The organism is Mesorhizobium sp. CNPSo 4661 (assembly GCF_057784215.1).
Genome location: NZ_JBWGIO010000024.1, coordinates 36395 through 52325, shown reverse-complemented (window position 1 = coordinate 52325; position 15931 = coordinate 36395). Strand labels below are relative to the sequence as shown.

16 protein-coding genes are annotated in these 15931 nt (G+C 64.0%); 10 read left to right on the top strand and 6 right to left on the bottom strand.

The window, feature by feature from the left end; translation table 11 throughout:
- The first annotated feature begins 222 nt into the window (after positions 1-222).
- Positions 223-933: a DNA helicase gene (locus AC0YKC_RS29020; protein ID WP_488513557.1), complete on the top strand. Its 711-nt coding sequence runs from the start codon at positions 223-225 to the stop codon at positions 931-933.
- A gap of 46 nt (positions 934-979) precedes the next feature.
- A complete protein-coding gene (locus AC0YKC_RS29015) occupies positions 980-1537 on the top strand; it encodes a GNAT family N-acetyltransferase (protein WP_488513556.1) in 558 nt (185 codons plus the stop codon).
- Positions 1538-1540: 3 nt separating this feature from the next.
- Here the strand turns inward: AC0YKC_RS29015 and AC0YKC_RS29010 are convergent, their stop codons facing one another.
- Positions 1541-1927, bottom strand: coding sequence for a DUF983 domain-containing protein (locus AC0YKC_RS29010; protein ID WP_140804369.1), 387 nt, complete (start codon positions 1925-1927; stop codon positions 1541-1543).
- A gap of 114 nt (positions 1928-2041) precedes the next feature.
- Here AC0YKC_RS29010 and AC0YKC_RS29005 point away from each other — a divergent pair, with 114 nt between their 5' ends.
- Positions 2042-3418: an aminotransferase-like domain-containing protein gene (locus tag AC0YKC_RS29005; protein ID WP_488513555.1), complete on the top strand. Its 1377-nt coding sequence runs from the start codon at positions 2042-2044 to the stop codon at positions 3416-3418.
- Between the two features lie 28 nt (positions 3419-3446).
- Here the strand turns inward: AC0YKC_RS29005 and AC0YKC_RS29000 are convergent, their stop codons facing one another.
- From AC0YKC_RS29000 to AC0YKC_RS28990, 3 genes are all read right to left on the bottom strand, one after another.
- Complete coding sequence (locus AC0YKC_RS29000; RefSeq protein WP_488513554.1) at positions 3447-4628, bottom strand: MFS transporter; 1182 nt, start codon at positions 4626-4628, stop codon at positions 3447-3449.
- A 126-nt stretch (positions 4629-4754) separates the two neighbouring features.
- Positions 4755-4964 carry a DUF2061 domain-containing protein gene (locus AC0YKC_RS28995; protein WP_095766624.1) on the bottom strand — a complete coding sequence of 70 codons (210 nt, stop codon included), beginning with the start codon at positions 4962-4964 and terminating at the stop codon, positions 4755-4757.
- A 184-nt stretch (positions 4965-5148) separates the two neighbouring features.
- Positions 5149-6813 (bottom strand): Na/Pi cotransporter family protein, encoded by a 1665-nt coding sequence (locus AC0YKC_RS28990; protein ID WP_488513553.1) that lies wholly within the window; start codon positions 6811-6813, stop codon positions 5149-5151.
- 363 nt (positions 6814-7176) lie between these two features.
- On the opposite strand from AC0YKC_RS28990, the gene AC0YKC_RS28985 reads away from it, so the two are divergent.
- From AC0YKC_RS28985 to AC0YKC_RS28960, 6 genes are all read left to right on the top strand, one after another.
- The gene (locus tag AC0YKC_RS28985) at positions 7177-7557 is read left to right on the top strand and encodes an RcnB family protein (RefSeq protein WP_488513552.1); all 381 of its coding nucleotides are present in this window, start codon (positions 7177-7179) and stop codon (positions 7555-7557) included.
- Between the two features lie 136 nt (positions 7558-7693).
- The gene (gene dnaG / locus AC0YKC_RS28980; protein WP_488513551.1) at positions 7694-9640 is read left to right on the top strand and encodes a DNA primase; all 1947 of its coding nucleotides are present in this window, start codon (positions 7694-7696) and stop codon (positions 9638-9640) included.
- Between the two features lie 429 nt (positions 9641-10069).
- Entirely contained in the window at positions 10070-12097 is a 2028-nt protein-coding gene (gene rpoD, locus AC0YKC_RS28975) for an RNA polymerase sigma factor RpoD (RefSeq protein WP_320293492.1), read from the top strand.
- Positions 12098-12295: 198 nt separating this feature from the next.
- A complete protein-coding gene (locus AC0YKC_RS28970) occupies positions 12296-12589 on the top strand; it encodes a GYD domain-containing protein (protein ID WP_320293493.1) in 294 nt (97 codons plus the stop codon).
- Between the two features lie 163 nt (positions 12590-12752).
- Positions 12753-13133 (top strand): thiol-disulfide oxidoreductase DCC family protein, encoded by a 381-nt coding sequence (locus AC0YKC_RS28965; RefSeq protein ID WP_488513570.1) that lies wholly within the window; start codon positions 12753-12755, stop codon positions 13131-13133.
- Between the two features lie 138 nt (positions 13134-13271).
- Positions 13272-13928, top strand: coding sequence for a PadR family transcriptional regulator (locus AC0YKC_RS28960; protein ID WP_488513550.1), 657 nt, complete (start codon positions 13272-13274; stop codon positions 13926-13928).
- 176 nt (positions 13929-14104) lie between these two features.
- On the opposite strand, the gene AC0YKC_RS28955 is transcribed toward AC0YKC_RS28960, so the two are convergent.
- The gene (locus AC0YKC_RS28955; protein WP_040996673.1) at positions 14105-14365 is read right to left on the bottom strand and encodes a YiaA/YiaB family inner membrane protein; all 261 of its coding nucleotides are present in this window, start codon (positions 14363-14365) and stop codon (positions 14105-14107) included.
- Between the two features lie 53 nt (positions 14366-14418).
- Positions 14419-15096 (bottom strand): PspA/IM30 family protein, encoded by a 678-nt coding sequence (locus AC0YKC_RS28950; protein ID WP_488513549.1) that lies wholly within the window; start codon positions 15094-15096, stop codon positions 14419-14421.
- A gap of 169 nt (positions 15097-15265) precedes the next feature.
- On the opposite strand from AC0YKC_RS28950, the gene AC0YKC_RS28945 reads away from it, so the two are divergent.
- On the top strand, positions 15266-15907 hold the full coding sequence (locus tag AC0YKC_RS28945; protein WP_488513548.1) for a TetR/AcrR family transcriptional regulator: 642 nt from the start codon (positions 15266-15268) through the stop codon (positions 15905-15907).
- The last annotated feature ends 24 nt before the right edge of the window (positions 15908-15931 follow it).

Here is a 15931-nt window from a genome sequence, read left to right as displayed (position 1 = left end):
GTCTCGCATCGATCGGCGAAACACTTCTAGTTCAGCGACGCCTTTTGCAGGTCGGATTTTCGGACCGCTTCGATTGCGCTATGATCTGATTCCGGCGCGCCCACGCCTCCTCCCTCCATCGCGAAGCATCGTTCATGCAGGGCAATCCGTCACCCGACCAACTGTTCGAGCGCCAGGCATAAGGAGGGGTTGTCGAGACTGCTCGCGGCAGGAGGTTGTTCGATGCGGCTTTCCGCACCCGTCTATCATCTGAAGCGCCGGGCAAGGCTCCTGTCCCGCCGAGAAAATGTTCCACTCCATACGGCGCTCGACCGCATTGCCGGTGAAGAAGGTTTTGGCAGCTGGAGCCTGCTTGCGGCGAAAGCCGCCGAGGTCGAGCCTGCCGGCGCCCTGTTGGCGCGGCTGCTGCCCGGCGACATGGTTCTGGTGGCGGCGCGGCCGGGCCAGGGCAAGACGCTGATGAGCCTCGAGCTCGCCGTGGCGGCCATGAAGCAAGGCAATCGCGCCGTCTTCTTCACCCTGGAATACATGCATGCCGACATCCTGGACCGGTTCCGCGACATCGGGATCAACCCGGCCGCCTTCGACCATCAGTTCGACTTCGACAATTCCGACGCGATCAGCGCGGACTACGTCATCGAGACGTTGCGGTCGGCGCCGCGCGGCACGCTGGCGGTCATCGACTATCTGCAACTGCTCGACCAGAAGCGGGAGAATCCCGAGCTCATGGTCCAGATCCGCGCCTTGAAGTCGTTTGCCAGGGAACGAGGATTGGTGCTGGTCTTCATCTCGCAGGTCGACAGGTCCTTTGATTCCTCCGGGAAACTGGTCCCGGATATCGGCGATGTCCGGCTGCCGAACCCGCTCGACCTGTCGCTGTTCGACAAGGCCTGTTTCCTGAACAAGGGCGAAATCCGGTTTCACGCGACTTGAGGGCGATCCGTGCCGCGGCTATGCGGGGCATGACAGGAAACGAACCATGATCGAAATCGTCAGACCGGCGCTCGAGCATTTGCCTTCCTACAAGGCGGCGCTGGAGCGCGGGTGGTCGCCCGACAATGTGCGGCTCCTCGAAGCGACGCGCGAGCAGCTTGAGGCGATTGAGAAAGATCCCATTGAATTTCTCGCCGGCCTTGACGACCCCGAAGCGAAGGGGTCGCCCATCACCTTGCCCGACGGCACCAAGGTCGCGCGGCTGCCTGGCTTCCGGCGCTGGATCTGGGATGGCGAGGCCGCCGGCTCGATCGGCTTTCGCTGGCAGAAGGGCACGTCGGCGCTGCCCTCGCATGTGCTTGGCCATATCGGCTATGCGGTGGTGCCGTGGAAGCGGAACCGGGGCTATGCCACCGAAGCGCTGCGGCTGATGCTGGACGAGGCGAGGGCGGTCGGGCTCGATTATGTCGAAATCACCGCGAAGCCGGGCAATCCGGCTTCGCACAAGGTCATCACGGCCAATGGCGGCAGGCTGATCGGTCGCTTCTTCGAGGATGCGGCCTATGGCGGCGCGGAGAGCCTCAAGTTTCGCATCGACCTTTGAAGGTTACTCGCCGGGCCTGGCCAGCCGTCCTTCTTCCGCCTTGTGGTAGAACTGGCTTGCCACGAGCCAGCCTTTGAGTGGCCTCAGCGGCGGGATGCAAGTCGCCAGAACGATCGGGATCGAAACGAAGGCGTGGAACCACATGGAGGGCTCGAAGGTCACCTGCGCCCAGACGGCGAACAGCACCGAAGGCACACAGGCAAAGCAGATGACGAAGAAGGCCGGGCCGTCGGCGGGATCGGCAAAGGAATAGTCGAGCCCGCAGACATCGCATTTCGGAGCCAGTTTCAAGAACCCCTCGAACAGGTGGCCCTCTCCGCAACGCGGGCAGCGGCCCCGGATCCCTACCTGCCAAGGTATCAGACGTGGATAATGTGCAAGGTCTTCCATGATCGTCGCTCCAACGGACCTCGCGTGAGGCCAGCCTGGCCTTGAGGTCTCGGGTGCATACATATATCATACTTGTATGCATACAATGCGACAAAATGTATGGATTGGTGATAAGTGACCGGCGAATGCGACATCGGCTGGCTCCCGGTCCTGGAGGCAGGGCCGCGACCGGTCTATCTGAAGATCGTCGAGGCGCTCGCGGATGCCCGCTCGAACGGCCGGTTGCAGCCCGGCGACAGGTTGCCGCCGCAGCGGGAACTCGCCCGGTCGCTGGGGGTCGACCTCACGACCGTCACGCGGGCGTTTTCAGAAGCCCGGCGCAGGAACCTTATCGACGCGACGGCGGGCCGGGGCACCTTCGTCACGCCAGGCGAACCGGAAGAGCCTGTCCTTGATCTCAGCATGAACATTCCGCCGGCACCCGTCGGTCTCAACCTGCCGACCTTGATCAGGACGGGGATCGAGGGGTTGCTCAAGCGCTCCAGCGCCGAAGCGCTGCTTTCCTACCATCCCGGTCCGGGCTCGCCCGTGGAGCGCGCCGTCGGCTCTTTGTGGCTCGCCGAAGCGGGGGACAGGCCGCCGGTTGACAGGGTCGTTGTCGGATCGGGCGCGCAGGCGTTGCTCACGGCCGTCGTGCTGTCTCAGAGCCGCGAGGGCGATACGATCCTCGCCGATACGCTGACCTATCCCGGGCTGATCGCGCTGGCCGGAGCCGCGCGACGCAAGCTCGCTGCTGTCGCAAACGACGGCGAGGGTATGCGGCCGGACGACCTCGAAGAGGCGGCGCGGCGGCATGGCGCCCGTGTCCTCTACCTCAATCCGACGCTTCAAAATCCGACCGCATCCGTCATGCCCGAAGGCCGGCGGCGGGAACTCGTCCGCATGGCCGACAAGCTCGAGCTGACCGTCATCGAGGACGATCCCTACAGAAGGTTGCTGGCAGACCCTCCACCGGCCTTTTTAAACCTGACGCCGAAGCGGACTTTCCATGTCGCGACATTGGCGAAATGCATCTCGCCTTTCCTGCGCACGGCCTTCCTGGCGGCGCCTGACCCGCTGGCCGCCGAGCGGATCGCGGCTGCGATACGCGGCACGACGATGATGGCGCCGCCGCTGATGACGGGCCTCGCCTGCGAATGGCTGCGCAGCGGTCTTGCCGGGGAAATCGCCGCCGCCGTGCGCACTGAAGCGCAGGCCAGGCAGGAGATCGCGCGCAGCATCCTGCCCAACGGTTTTGTGGCATCGGAGTCCGGCCTGCATCTGTGGTATCCGCTGGAGAGCCAGTTGCGCACCGCAGAACTCGCCGACATCGCCCGTCGCCGAGGGCTCGCCATCAGCCCGGCGGAAGAGTTTGCCGCCGGGCAGGAGTTTCCCAACGGCTTCCGCCTGGCGCTGGGCGCCACGCCCAACCGCGAACGGTTGAAGGAAGGCCTTGAAAGCCTGGCCTCCATCCTTTCGGGAGCGCCAGACTCCTCGCGACCGAAGGTCTGAGGCAGCAAATTGAAAGCTTGGCGGCCTGTTACTCGGCCGCCGCGGGCAGCGGCGGCGTCGCCCGGCTGCGCCATTCCCAGGCCTGCGAGGCGGCAGCCACCACCACCGCCACAAGCATGGCCAGGGCGCCGGCCAGCGGCAGGCTGCGATAGCCGTAGCCGGCATTGAGCATAGCCGCGCCCAGCGAGGCGGCCAGCGCGATGCCGACATTGAAGCCGGACGGGATCAGCGAGGAGGCAAGGTTGGAGGCATCGGCCGTCCAGGCGAGGATGCGCGTCTGGATCGGCGCGCCGATGGCGAAGTTGAGACCGCCCCAAATGACGATGGCGACGACCATCGGCACCGGGTAGGGGCTGACGAGATGGATGACGCCAAGCGCCACCGCCTGCAGGGCGAGCATAACGATCAGCGACGGCATCAGCTTCCAGTCGGCGAGCTTGCCGCCGACCAGGACGCCGATCGTGGCGCCGACGCCGTTGAGCAAAAGCACAAGGGGGATCAGGCTCTCGTCGAGGCCCGTGACTTCGAACAGCATCGGCGTGATGTAGGTGAACAGCGCGAACTGGCCGATCATCAGCATCAGCATCAGGATGAGCGACGTCCAGACCTGCTGGCGGCCGAGCACACGAACTTCGCGCGCCAGCCCGGCCGGCCGGTTGGCGGCGCCCGCCGTGCGCGGCAGCAGCGCCAGCATGGCGACGATCGCGATGATGCCCAATGCACCCATCACCCAGAAGGTCGCGCGCCAACCCCACAGGCTGCCGATCGCCGTGCCCACTGGCACGCCGATGATATTGGAAACCGTCAATCCCGAGAGGATGACCGCGACCGCACGGCCGCGCTGGTCCTCGCGCACCAGGCTGACCGCAACCACCATGGCGACGCCGAAATAGCAGCCATGCGCCACCGCGGTTGCGATACGCAGCAGGAGCATCGAGGTGAAATCGGGGGCCAGCGCGCAGGCCACCTGGCCAAGGGTAAAGGCGATCGTCAGCCCGATCAGCAGCGTCTTGCGCGAGACCTTGCCAGTGGCCAAAGCCAAGAGCGGGCCGCCGATGGCAATGCCGCAGGCATAACCCGAGACGAGATAACCGGCGGTCGGCACCGAAACGCCAAGGCCCTGCGCCACCTCCGGCAGCACGCCGGCGATGACGAATTCGGTGGTGCCGAAGGCGAAGGCGGCAAGGAAAAGGGCAATCAGCGGCAGCATGGTTCAAAACATAAGCGAGGAATGCATGCCTCAAACCACGCCCGGGCGGGCGCGGCAATGCAGAAATTGGCGATGGCGCTTTAGCTTTTCTTGACTGGACCGATCAGAACCGGCCTGTCGCCGCGACTATGCCGCCGTTTTGCGCCCGTAGGGGATCTTCAGCCAGGCCCGTTCATGCAGGTAATAGAGCAGCGACTTGGTGACGACTTCGGTGAGCCCGATGGTGGCCGCGAGCTTGATGCTGCCGGTGACCACCAGGGATATGATCATCGTGTCGATCGTGCCGGTGGCGCGCCAGGAAAGCGCCTTGGCGAAGCTGCGCGAATGCGTGTCCATCGACGGATCGTCCTCCCAACAGGTCCTCAGGCGATCCTTAGCCGACGGAAGCGAGGATGAGCAAAGACTAATTTTTCCGGCTGCCTTCGATAGCAGTTGACCGTCTCACAAAAACCGGTCAACCGCCTTTTTGTTATGCGCAATTCCGGACGGAAAACCGCTTCACACTTTTCCTGGAATTGCTCTAGCTCGCCTTCAGCCGCGAGCCGCCAAGCAGGCCGCGCTCCTCGAGCACCGGATAGGCGATCGAGGCGAGCAGCGAGTTGATCTGCTTCAGGTCGCGGATGGTGTCGAGGTGGATCGAGCTCGTCTCGACGCTCTTGGCGGTGCCTTCGCGCAGGCGCAGGAAATGGCTGGCGCTGGTTTCCTTCTCGCGTTCGCGCAGCAGGTCCTTTTCCAGCACCAGTTGCCTGGCGGTTTCCGGATCGCGCGAGACCAGCACGTTGAAGGCGAGCCGTGCATTGGCGAGCACCGAGGAATGGAAGGCGCAAAGCTCCTGCCAGCCTTCGGGGGTGAACTCCAGGCCGCGCTCCAGCTTCTTCCTGACATGCACCAGCATGTTGCGCACGATGATGTCGCCGACCTGCTCCAGCTTGACGCAGGCGCCGATCAGTTCCTGGCACCGCAATGCCTCGTCCTCGCTCAGCGGATTCCTGGTGATCTTGGCGAGATAGAGCTTGATCGCGGCGTGCTTCCTGTCGACGCGGTCGTCGAGCGCGGCAAGCGCCTTGATCTTGGCGGGGTCGGCATCCTCGTAAAGCTCGATGATGCGCTTCAGCATGATCTCGACCGTCTCGCAGACCCGCACCACTTCGCGCGTCGCGTTGGCCAGCGCCTGGCTCGGCGTATCGAGGGCGCTCTCGTTCAGCGCCGACAGCTCGACGACCTCGAGCGCGGCGGCCGGTTGCGGCTCGCTGCCCAGCGCCACGATCTTTTCGGAAGCGCGGTAGACGAGCCCGGCCAGCGGCAGTCCGGCCAGCAGGATCAGCACGTTGAACAGGATGTGGGCGTTGACGATCTGATCCGGCGCGGTCTTGCCGAGGAAGGCGACATCCGGCTTGAAGGTCATGATCAGGACCAGCATGATCAGCGAGCCGAGGCCGCGCATCAAAAGGTTGCCGATCGGCACGACGCGCACTTCCGGTGGCGCCGACCGCGTCAGCATCGGCGCGATCAGCGACGAGCCAAGGTTGACGCCAAGCACCAGCACCACGCCGAGTTCCGGCGTGATCAGCCCGCGGCCCGCCAGCGTCGCCATCAAGAGCACCGCGGCGATGCTCGACTGGAACAGCCAGGTGACCAGCGCGGCCAGGAGATAGGTGGTGATGGAATCGCCCGAGAAATAATTGATGATCAGCGGCATCAACTGGCTGTTGCGCAGCGGCTCCGACGCCTGACCGATCATCTCCAGCGACAGGATCAGCAGGCCGACACCGATCAGGATACGGCCCACCTGGCGCCAGTCGCGCCGCTCGGTGGCCATGAACATGACCGTGCCCGCGATCAGGCAGAGCGGCACCAAAAGCGTGAGGTCGAAGGTGAGCAGCTTGGCGACCAGCGCCGAACCGATCTCGGCGCCGCGCACCGCCAATTGTCCGGCGGCGCCCGAAACGATGCCGGCGCCGGCGAAGGAGCCGACCAGCAGCGTCACCGCGGTCGAGCTCTGCAGCGCGACCGCCAGCCCACAGCCGGCCAGCACCGCCATGATCGGATTGCGCATGGTGGCGCGCAGCCTATGGCGCAGCACGTCGCCATAGGCGCGCTCGACGCCTGTCTTCACCATGCGGGTAGCGAACAGCATCAACGCCACCGCGCCGGCAAGGTGCAAGAGGACGACGGAGCCGCTCATGGCCGACCTCGCGGGGCGGCTCCGGCGACGCGGAGAGGGATGCGAATCTTAGCCATATCGTGGCCTGGAAATATACCAGTTAAGATTAGCCGAATAATAGATTTTTCTGATGCGACGATAGCCTTTGGTCGACGCGCCATGTCGGAAATGAACGCGGAGCGCATTGGTTGCGCGGGCCGCGCGACGACGCTTCGCCCGGAATGAAGCGACACCTGGACGGCTGGGCCGGGCGCGATCCGGAATCTTGTTGAAGCAGTCTGCGCAAGCATCGGAAACCATTACAGAATTGTAATTCTCATGTTCAGTTTCAGTTCATCCATCGGCGGCTACTCCTCTGCCTATCGACAATAAGGAGTACTGACCATGAAGCGTCTCATACTTTGCGCCGTCACCGCCTCGATGCTGGCCGCTTCGGCCTTCACCGGCCAGGCCGCGCCGCTCGCCCAGCCGAGCGCGCCGCGGTCGAATTACACCCAGGTCGACTGGCAGAAGCCCGACCGGCATGTCGACAAGCGCGTCATCGTGAAGAAGCGCGTCATCGTGAAGAAGAAGGTGGTGAAGCGCAGCCATTGGCGCAACGGCCAGAGATACTCCAACTGGAGGCGCCACCAGCCGGTCCGCGACTGGAACCGCTACGGCCTGCGCCGTCCCGGCCCCGGCCAGGAGTGGATCCGCGTCGGCAACGACTATGTGCTGGTCAGCATCCTCTCCGGCATCATCTTCGGCGCAATCGCCGCGCAGTAATCCGCCGCAATCCGGAAATTCAGATGGCGGCCGCCTGGCCGCCTTCTTTTCGTCTGTGAAAAGCGGGTACGATGGGTGAGACAGAGTCGCCGTGCCCGGGCGGCTTGATTATATGGAGGGCAAACGAGCTTTCCCGATGCGCTTTCCGCCCGCCTTCCTCGACGAGATACGCGACCGCGTGCCGATTTCGCAGGTCATCGGCACGCGCGTCGCATGGGACAGGAAGAAGACCAACGCGTCGCGCGGCGACTACTGGGCCTGCTGCCCGTTCCACGGCGAGAAAAGCCCGTCCTTCCATTGCGAGGACAAGAAAGGCCGCTATCACTGCTTCGGCTGCTCGGTCTCGGGCGACCATTTCAAGTTCCTCACCGAGCTCGACGGCCTGAGTTTTCCCGAGGCGGTCGAGAAGATCGCCGAGATGGCCGGCGTGCCGATGCCGGTGCGGGACGAACGGGAGGAACGGCGCGAGAAGGAACGCGCCAGCCTGACCGACGTCATGGAAATGGCGACTGCCTTCTTCCAGGACAGGCTGCAGAGCGCCGACGGTGCCAAAGCCCGCGCGTATCTGCGCGACCGCGGACTGACGCCGGCGACGCAGCAATCCTTCCGGCTGGGCTATGCGCCCGACAGTCGCAACGCGCTCAAGGAACATCTCGCCGCCAAGGGCGTGCCGAAGGCCGACATCGAGGCATGCGGCCTGGTGCGGCATGGCGACGACATTCCGGTCTCCTATGACTGGTTCCGCGACCGCATCATGTTCCCGATCCCGGATTCGCGCGGCAAGATCATCGCCTTCGGCGGGCGGGCCTTGGCGCCCGATGCGCTCGCCAAATACATGAACTCGCCGGAGACGGAGCTCTTCCACAAGGGCAATGTGCTCTACAATTTCGCGCGCGCCCGCAAAGCCTTGGCAAAAGGCGGCACGGTGATCGCGGTCGAAGGCTATATGGACGTGATCGCGCTGGCCCAGGCCGGCTTCGAGAACGCCGTGGCGCCGCTCGGCACGGCGCTCACCGAAAACCAGCTCGAGCTTCTGTGGCGCATGGCGCCGGAGCCGGTGCTTTGCTTCGACGGCGACAAGGCCGGGCTGAAAGCGGCGTGGCGGGCGGCCGATCTGGCCCTGCCTTCGGTGCAGGTCGGGCGCTCGGCTCGTTTTGCGCTGCTGCCGGAAGGCAAGGACCCCGACGATCTGGTCAAGGCCGAGGGGCCGGACGCTTTTCGAACTGTGTTGGCGGAGGCGCGGCCGCTTGTCGACCTTCTGTGGATGCGGGAGACCGCCGGTGGCGTCTTCGAAACGCCGGAGCGGCGGGCCGAGCTGGGAAAGAGGCTGGGTGAGCTCGCCAGCCGTATCCGCGACGAGAGTGTGCGCTACGAATATCAACAGGTGATGCGCGAGCGGGTGCGGAGCTTCTTCGGCTCCCAACGCGAGGCCAGGCAGGGGCGTAAGGATGGCGGCCGGCCGGGAGAGCGCGGCCAGGGCAAGGCCACGGCGCCCGGCGGACAGTTTGCCAAGGGCGGAGGCGGCCGCATCGCGATCACCGAAAGCCTCGGCCAGTCGGCGCTGGTCAAGCGCGGCGGCGAGGGCATGTCGGTGCGCGAGGCGACGATCATCGTGGCTCTGGTCAACCATCCGGCGCTGATCGACGAGAATTTCGCGCATGTCGAATTCCTTGACCTGGCCAATTCGGATTTGCGAAAACTCCACGCGGCCATTCTCGACGCCATGGCGCATGACGCGGCTGATGAGCGCGGCGCGGTCATCGCGACCATCGAGCGCGCCGGCTGCGGCGGCATCTGGGAGCGGGCGGTGGAGCTGATCAAGCGCGCGCGGCAGTGGCCGGCGCTGGAGACCGCAGCGCTCGACGATGCCCGCGACGCCTTCAACCAGGCGCTGCACTTGCAGCGCAGCGCCCGCACATTACATAGAGAGCTGAAACAGGCGCAAGCAGCGCTCGATGCAGACCCTTCGGATGAAAACTTCCGGCATCTCATCGAGATTCAAGCGCAATTCAACGATGTGCAGGCAACGGAAGCGCTGATCGAAGGGTTCGGCGTTTCATCGGGCAGGGTTGGCCGCGTTTAGGGCCGGACACCAGCCATTGGAAGTGAAGTGGAAATGCGCAGCGCGTCGAATCGACGCTTCTAAGTCGGGTAATTGATTCGCTTTTTTCATGCGAATCATGCCAGAGGCGCTTGACCTTCTGGCAGATTGGCGGAATCAGGACGATTCGAAACGTTAACCGTGCCCCGGCATCGGCGGGAAATTCGAGCGATGTGAGGTGCCGGTGACGGCTGGACAGGCAAAACGCCTGCTCCAGATATCAGGGTTAATCTGGACTTAATGCATGTCGCCCAAAAGTGGAAACCGGTTTGGGGCAAACGAGATGCACAAAACAAAAGAGATGACGCGGTTGCCGGGCCGGTAAAAAGCGTTCCGGTGCGAGCGCATCAGGCCTAACCGGTCCGACAGTTTACGCGGCCTCGATATTCGGCCGCTTGGAGACGACAAAGAATGGCGACAAAGGAAAAGGAAGAGGTCGAGACCGAACGTGAAGGCGCCACCGATGGCCCTCTGCTCGACCTTTCCGACGATGCTGTCAAGAAGATGATCAAGGCCGCGAAGAAGCGCGGCTATGTCACGCTCGACGAGCTAAACGCGGTGCTCCCCTCTGAAGAGACGGATCCGGACCGCATCGAAGACATCAATGCGATGCTCAGTGACATGGGCATCAACGTCGTCGAGGACGACGAGCAGGGTGAAGAGACCGAAGCCGAGCCGGCCGCCGACGCAGAGGAAGACGCCAACGAACTCGCCGAGCAGACCGGCACCGCCGTCGCCGCGACGCCCGCCAAGAAAGAGCCGACCGACCGTACCGACGATCCGGTGCGCATGTATCTGCGCGAGATGGGCTCGGTCGAGCTTCTGTCGCGCGAGGGCGAAATCGCGATCGCCAAGCGCATCGAGGCCGGCCGCGAAACGATGATCGCGGGCCTGTGCGAAAGCCCGCTGACCTTCCAGGCCATCATCATCTGGCGCGACGAGCTCAACGAATCGAAGATCCTGCTGCGCGAGATCATCGACCTCGAGGCGACCTATGCCGGCCCCGAGGCCAAGCAGGCGCCCGTCGTCGAACGCATCGAGGAAGCGCCCAAGCCCGAAGAGAAGCCGCGCGGCCGCGCGGCGGCGCGCGAGGAAGAAGACGACATCACCAATGTCGGCGGCGACACGCGCGGGCTTGAGGAAGAGGAAGACGACGAGGACGAGGCGAGCCTGTCGCTGGCCGCGATGGAAGCGGAACTGCGCCCTCAGGTAATGGAGACGCTCGACGTCATCGCCGACACCTACAAGAAGCTCAGGAAGCTGCAGGACCAGCAGGTCGAGAACCGTCTGGCCGCCGCCGGCACGCTCTCGCCCAGCCAGGACCGCCGCCTGAAGGAGCTGAAGGATCAGCTGATCAAGGCGGTGAAGTCGCTGTCGCTCAATGCCGCGCGCATCGAGGCGCTGGTCGAGCAGCTCTACGACATCAACAAGCGCCTGGTGCAGAACGAGGGCAAGCTCTTGCGTCTCGCCGAAAGCTATGGCGTGCGCCGCGAGGAATTCCTCAAGGAGTATCAGGGCTCCGAGCTCGATCCGAACTGGACCCGCTCGATCGCCAACCTGACCTCGCGCGGCTGGAAGGAGTTCACCAAGAACGAGAAGGATGCGATCAAGGAGCTGCGCGCCGAGATCCAGAACCTCGCCACCGAAACGGCGATCTCGATCCTGGAATTCCGCAAGATCGTCAACCAGGTGCAGAAGGGCGAGCGCGAAGCCGCGATCGCCAAGAAGGAAATGGTCGAGGCGAACCTTCGCCTGGTCATCTCCATCGCCAAGAAATACACCAACCGCGGCCTGCAGTTCCTGGATCTCATCCAGGAAGGCAACATCGGCCTGATGAAGGCGGTCGACAAGTTCGAGTACCGCCGCGGCTACAAGTTCTCGACCTACGCCACCTGGTGGATCCGGCAGGCCATCACCCGCTCGATCGCCGACCAGGCGCGCACGATCCGCATTCCGGTGCACATGATCGAGACGATCAACAAGATCGTGCGCACCTCGCGCCAGATGCTGCACGAGATCGGTCGCGAGCCGACGCCGGAGGAGCTGGCCGAGAAGCTCGCCATGCCGCTGGAAAAGGTGCGCAAGGTGCTGAAGATCGCCAAGGAGCCGATCTCGCTCGAAACGCCGGTCGGCGACGAGGAGGATTCGCATCTGGGCGACTTCATCGAGGACAAGATGGCGATCCTGCCGATCGACGCGGCGATCCAGGCCAATCTGCGCGAGACGACGACGCGCGTGCTGGCCTCGCTCACGCCGCGCGAGGAGCGCGTTCTGCGCATGCGCTTCGGCATCGGCATGAACACCGACCACACGCTGGAAGAAGTCGGCCAGCAGTTCTCGGTCACCCGCGAGCGTATCCGCCAGATCGAGGCCAAGGCGCTGCGCAAGCTCAAGCATCCGAGCCGGTCGCGCAAGCTGAGAAGCTTCCTCGACAGCTGAGCGGAAACGCATCCATACGAAAATCGAAAGGGCGCCACGGCGCCCTTTTTGTATTTCCGGCCTGCCGCCTTGCCGGGTTCGCTGGACAGGAGGATAATTCGGGGTCGGATGCATTTATGGGCGACAAGCCGGATGCCCGCCCGACGCCAGCCGTCAATGGCCAGGCGCCCGCACCGTGGCCCCGGAGGGAGGTGTGCCATGACAACCTACATCGTGCTTATCAACTGGACCGAACTGGGCGCCAAGAATGTGCGGGAGTCGCCCAAACGGCTCGATGCCGCCAAGAAGCTGCTGGGGGAAATGGGAGGCTCGTTCAAATCGTTCTACCTGACCATGGGCGAATTCGACATGGTCGCCATCGTCGAAGCCCCGGACGATGCGGTGCTCGCCCGCTTCGCGCTGCTGTTGTCGTCGGGCGGCAACGTCAAGACGCGGACGATGAAGGCATTCCCGGAATTCGCCTATCGCGAGATCATCAGCTCGCTTGGGTAAGGCGACTTAAAGCAGGTCGCGTGAAAAAGGATTCACGCAACCTGCTTTAAGTCTTTGATCTTAAGCATGTCTTTGTCCCGAAACCGGGACCACTTTCGGGAGACATGCTTTAGGGATCGGCGTGGCTGTTGCGAAGCCGCGCCGCATTCCCGATAGTCGCGCCATGCCGAAGCCTTTGCTCACCGTCTGGTACAACACACGCTGTCCGGTGTGCGATGCCGGCATCAACCACCAGAGGCGGCGGCTGGTCGAAGCGGTCAAGGCCGGCCGCGTGGAATTCCGCGACATCAATTTCGAACCTGAGGCGCTCTCCGCCTTTGGCGCCTCGCTCGAGGATATTCGCCGGCGGCTGCACGCGACCGATGCCGGCGGACGGCTGCTGGTCGGCGCCGACGTGGCGATCGCGGTGTGGCGGATCACGCCGGGCGAGGGATGGCTGGCGAGCTTGTTCGGCAACCCCGTCGCGCTGCCGCTCACGCGCTTTGCCTATAACCGTTTCGCGGACCTTCTCTACGCCTGGAATCGGCGCAAGGGCCGTTGGTAGGCGGCTTCGCCTCTCGCATCACCGCGACATGCGACGGGTCTTGGTGCAGCCTGCGATACATCGTAAGATATATCTTGACTCCGCGAAAGGTGCGCCTTACTTACGATGTATCGTAAGATATAACTCAGGGAGCAATCCATGCACAGACACAACCACTTCGGCGAGCGCATGTTCATGCATATGGCCGGCAAATTCGGTGGCCGCGGTGGCGGCGGCTTCGGCCCCTTCGGCCATGGCGGCAGGGGCGGCGGACGCGGCGGCCCGGGCGACATGTTCCGCGCCGGGCGCGTGCTGGCCGACGGCGATCTCAAGCTGATCACGCTGTCGCTGCTGGCCGATGCGCCGCGCCACGGCTACGACATCATCAAGGCCTTGGAAGAGCGCACCAGCGGCATCTATAGCCCGAGCCCGGGCGTGGTCTATCCGACCCTGACCTTCCTGGAGGAGGCGGGCTACGCGGTATCGTCCAGCGAAGGCAACAAGAAGGTGTTTTCGATCACCGAGGCCGGCAAGGCGCATCTCGAGGAGAACCGCGAGATGATCGACAGCGTGCTCGAGCATCTCGAGCGTTTCGGCCGCAAGATGGCCGCGGCGCGCGAGTGGTTCGGCTGGGGCGATGACAAGGACGAGGGGCGCCGCGGCCGTTCGGAAACGCGCGACCGGTTCCGGGCGCTGCGCCATCGGCTGCGCGCCGCGCTCGGCGACATCGCCGACGCGCCGGAAGACAAGCAGGCCGAGGCAATCAGCATCCTCGAAGACGCCGCCGAGGCGATCGAGGCGCTGTCGCGCCGCTAGAGCGTTTCACCGTTTCACGGAAACGGCGAACCGCTCTATCCCTTTGTTTTTACGCAATTCCGGACGGAAAACCGCTCACACCTTTCCTGGAATTGCTCTAAGGCATTTGATTTGGAAAGCCAAGAAGCCCGGAGTGATCCGGGCCTCTTGCATTCAGTCAGAGATCGGGCAGGGGATTATTCCTTGCCGACATATTCGCTGATCAGCTTCTCGTTGCGCGCCTTCTCGATCTTGGCGGTGGTCTCGGCCGCGATCCGCTCGTCGGTGCGGTACTTGACCAGGTTCACCAGGCTGCCGGTGAGCAAGAGCACGCCCATCGCCCAGTAGCCCTTGGTCGAGAGGTCGACCGGCGCCAGCCACAGCGACAGGCCGAGCATGAAATAGGCGGCGCCCACCGACACGGTGTTGAACAGGATGTAGGTCTGATTGCCGTTCATCGTAGCGTTCCTTCGGTTTGATCTGATTTGATCTGTCTGGGGAAATTACGGGTTCAGTTCAGCGATTTCAGGCGTGCCAGGACGTGCTCGGCGCGCACCTTGGTGGCCGGTCCGTGGCCCGCTTCGGCGAGGCGCTCGCGGATCGCCTCATGGCGCAGCTCGCCGTCGATCTCGTCGAGGATACCGGCCTCCTCGAACGGGTCGGAGCTGTCCTTGATGCGGGCGAGCAGGTCCTCCGCCTCGTTGATGCTGGCGGTGCGGCCGATCGAGCGGTTGAGGCGCGACTGCGCCTTGCGTTCGGCATCGATCGCCCTGGCGGAAATCATGCCCTGGTTGAGATTGATGATGCGGCGATGCGCCTGCTCTACGGACAGACGCATCCGCAAGGTCTTCTCGCCGAGGCTCTTGACGGTGGCGCGGCGGACCTCGCGCTCGTTCTCGAGCTCGGCGATCGCTGAAGCGCCGCCTTCGGCAAGCGCCTGGTTGTTGGCCGAAAGCGCGCTGAGCGTGCGGGTCTCCAGGTCGGCGATGCGGCGGTCGAGCTGGTCGAGGCTGGTCTGCTCGGAGCGCTGGCGCACGATCAGCGAGGCGAGCGTCTGCTTGGCGGCGGCGAGGCCCGCCTCCGCGTCGCGGATGCGCTGGGCCAGGAGGTCGATGGCGAAGCGGTCTTTCAGATTGTCCTCGGCCCGTGCGCTGGCGCCGTCCAGCAATGTCTTGATCAGGCTAAGCATGGTCTTCTCCCTGTTGTTGTGAACAATGTTCACGAAGGCAACATAACATGAAATGAACATTGTTCAAGAACTATTTTGAACGCTGTTCATGAGGTGCCGGACATGGTAAACGCGGGAATGAATCCGGGACCGGGGCTTGCCGGCTCCGGACATAAGGACAGGAAAGAGCATGGCGCTGGACAAGGAAGAGATGAGCGAGAAGGTGCTCGCCATTGCCGAGGCGCTGCTCAACGAGGGCGGCGCCGACAACCTGAAGGCGCGCACCATCGCCGAGCAGGCCGGTATCTCGGTCGGATCCGTCTACAACCTGTTCGCCGATCTCGACGAGGTGCATCGCGCGGTCAACATGCGGCTGCTCGACCGGCTCGGCGCGACAGGTATCGCAGCGATGGCCGATCTCGAAAGGCAAGGGGTGACTGATGTCCGGCACCGCATCCTGGCGATGGCCGCCGCCTATGTGCGTTTCGTCGAGGCGCATCCCGGCAGTTGGCCGGCGGTGCTTGCCTTCAACCGCCGCCGCGCGACGCAACCCGGCCCGGATGCCTATGACGCGCTGCTGGACGCTCTTTTCGACATCGTCGCCGGCGTGCTCAAGGCAGGCGATTTCGACCTCGACGATGATCGCCGGGCGCTTGCTGCCCGAACCTTGTGGTCAAGCGTGCATGGCATCGTGACCAGCGGCTATGTGGCGAATTCGAACAGCAGGCAGGCCGAGGAGATCTGGCATCAGATCGAGCTCCTGGTTGGCGTTTTCGTCAAGGGGCTGGAACACGGCGGCGCATTCGCGCATGCTGAGACAAAGTCCGAATGAACAGGGGCGCCGTGAATCCTCGGG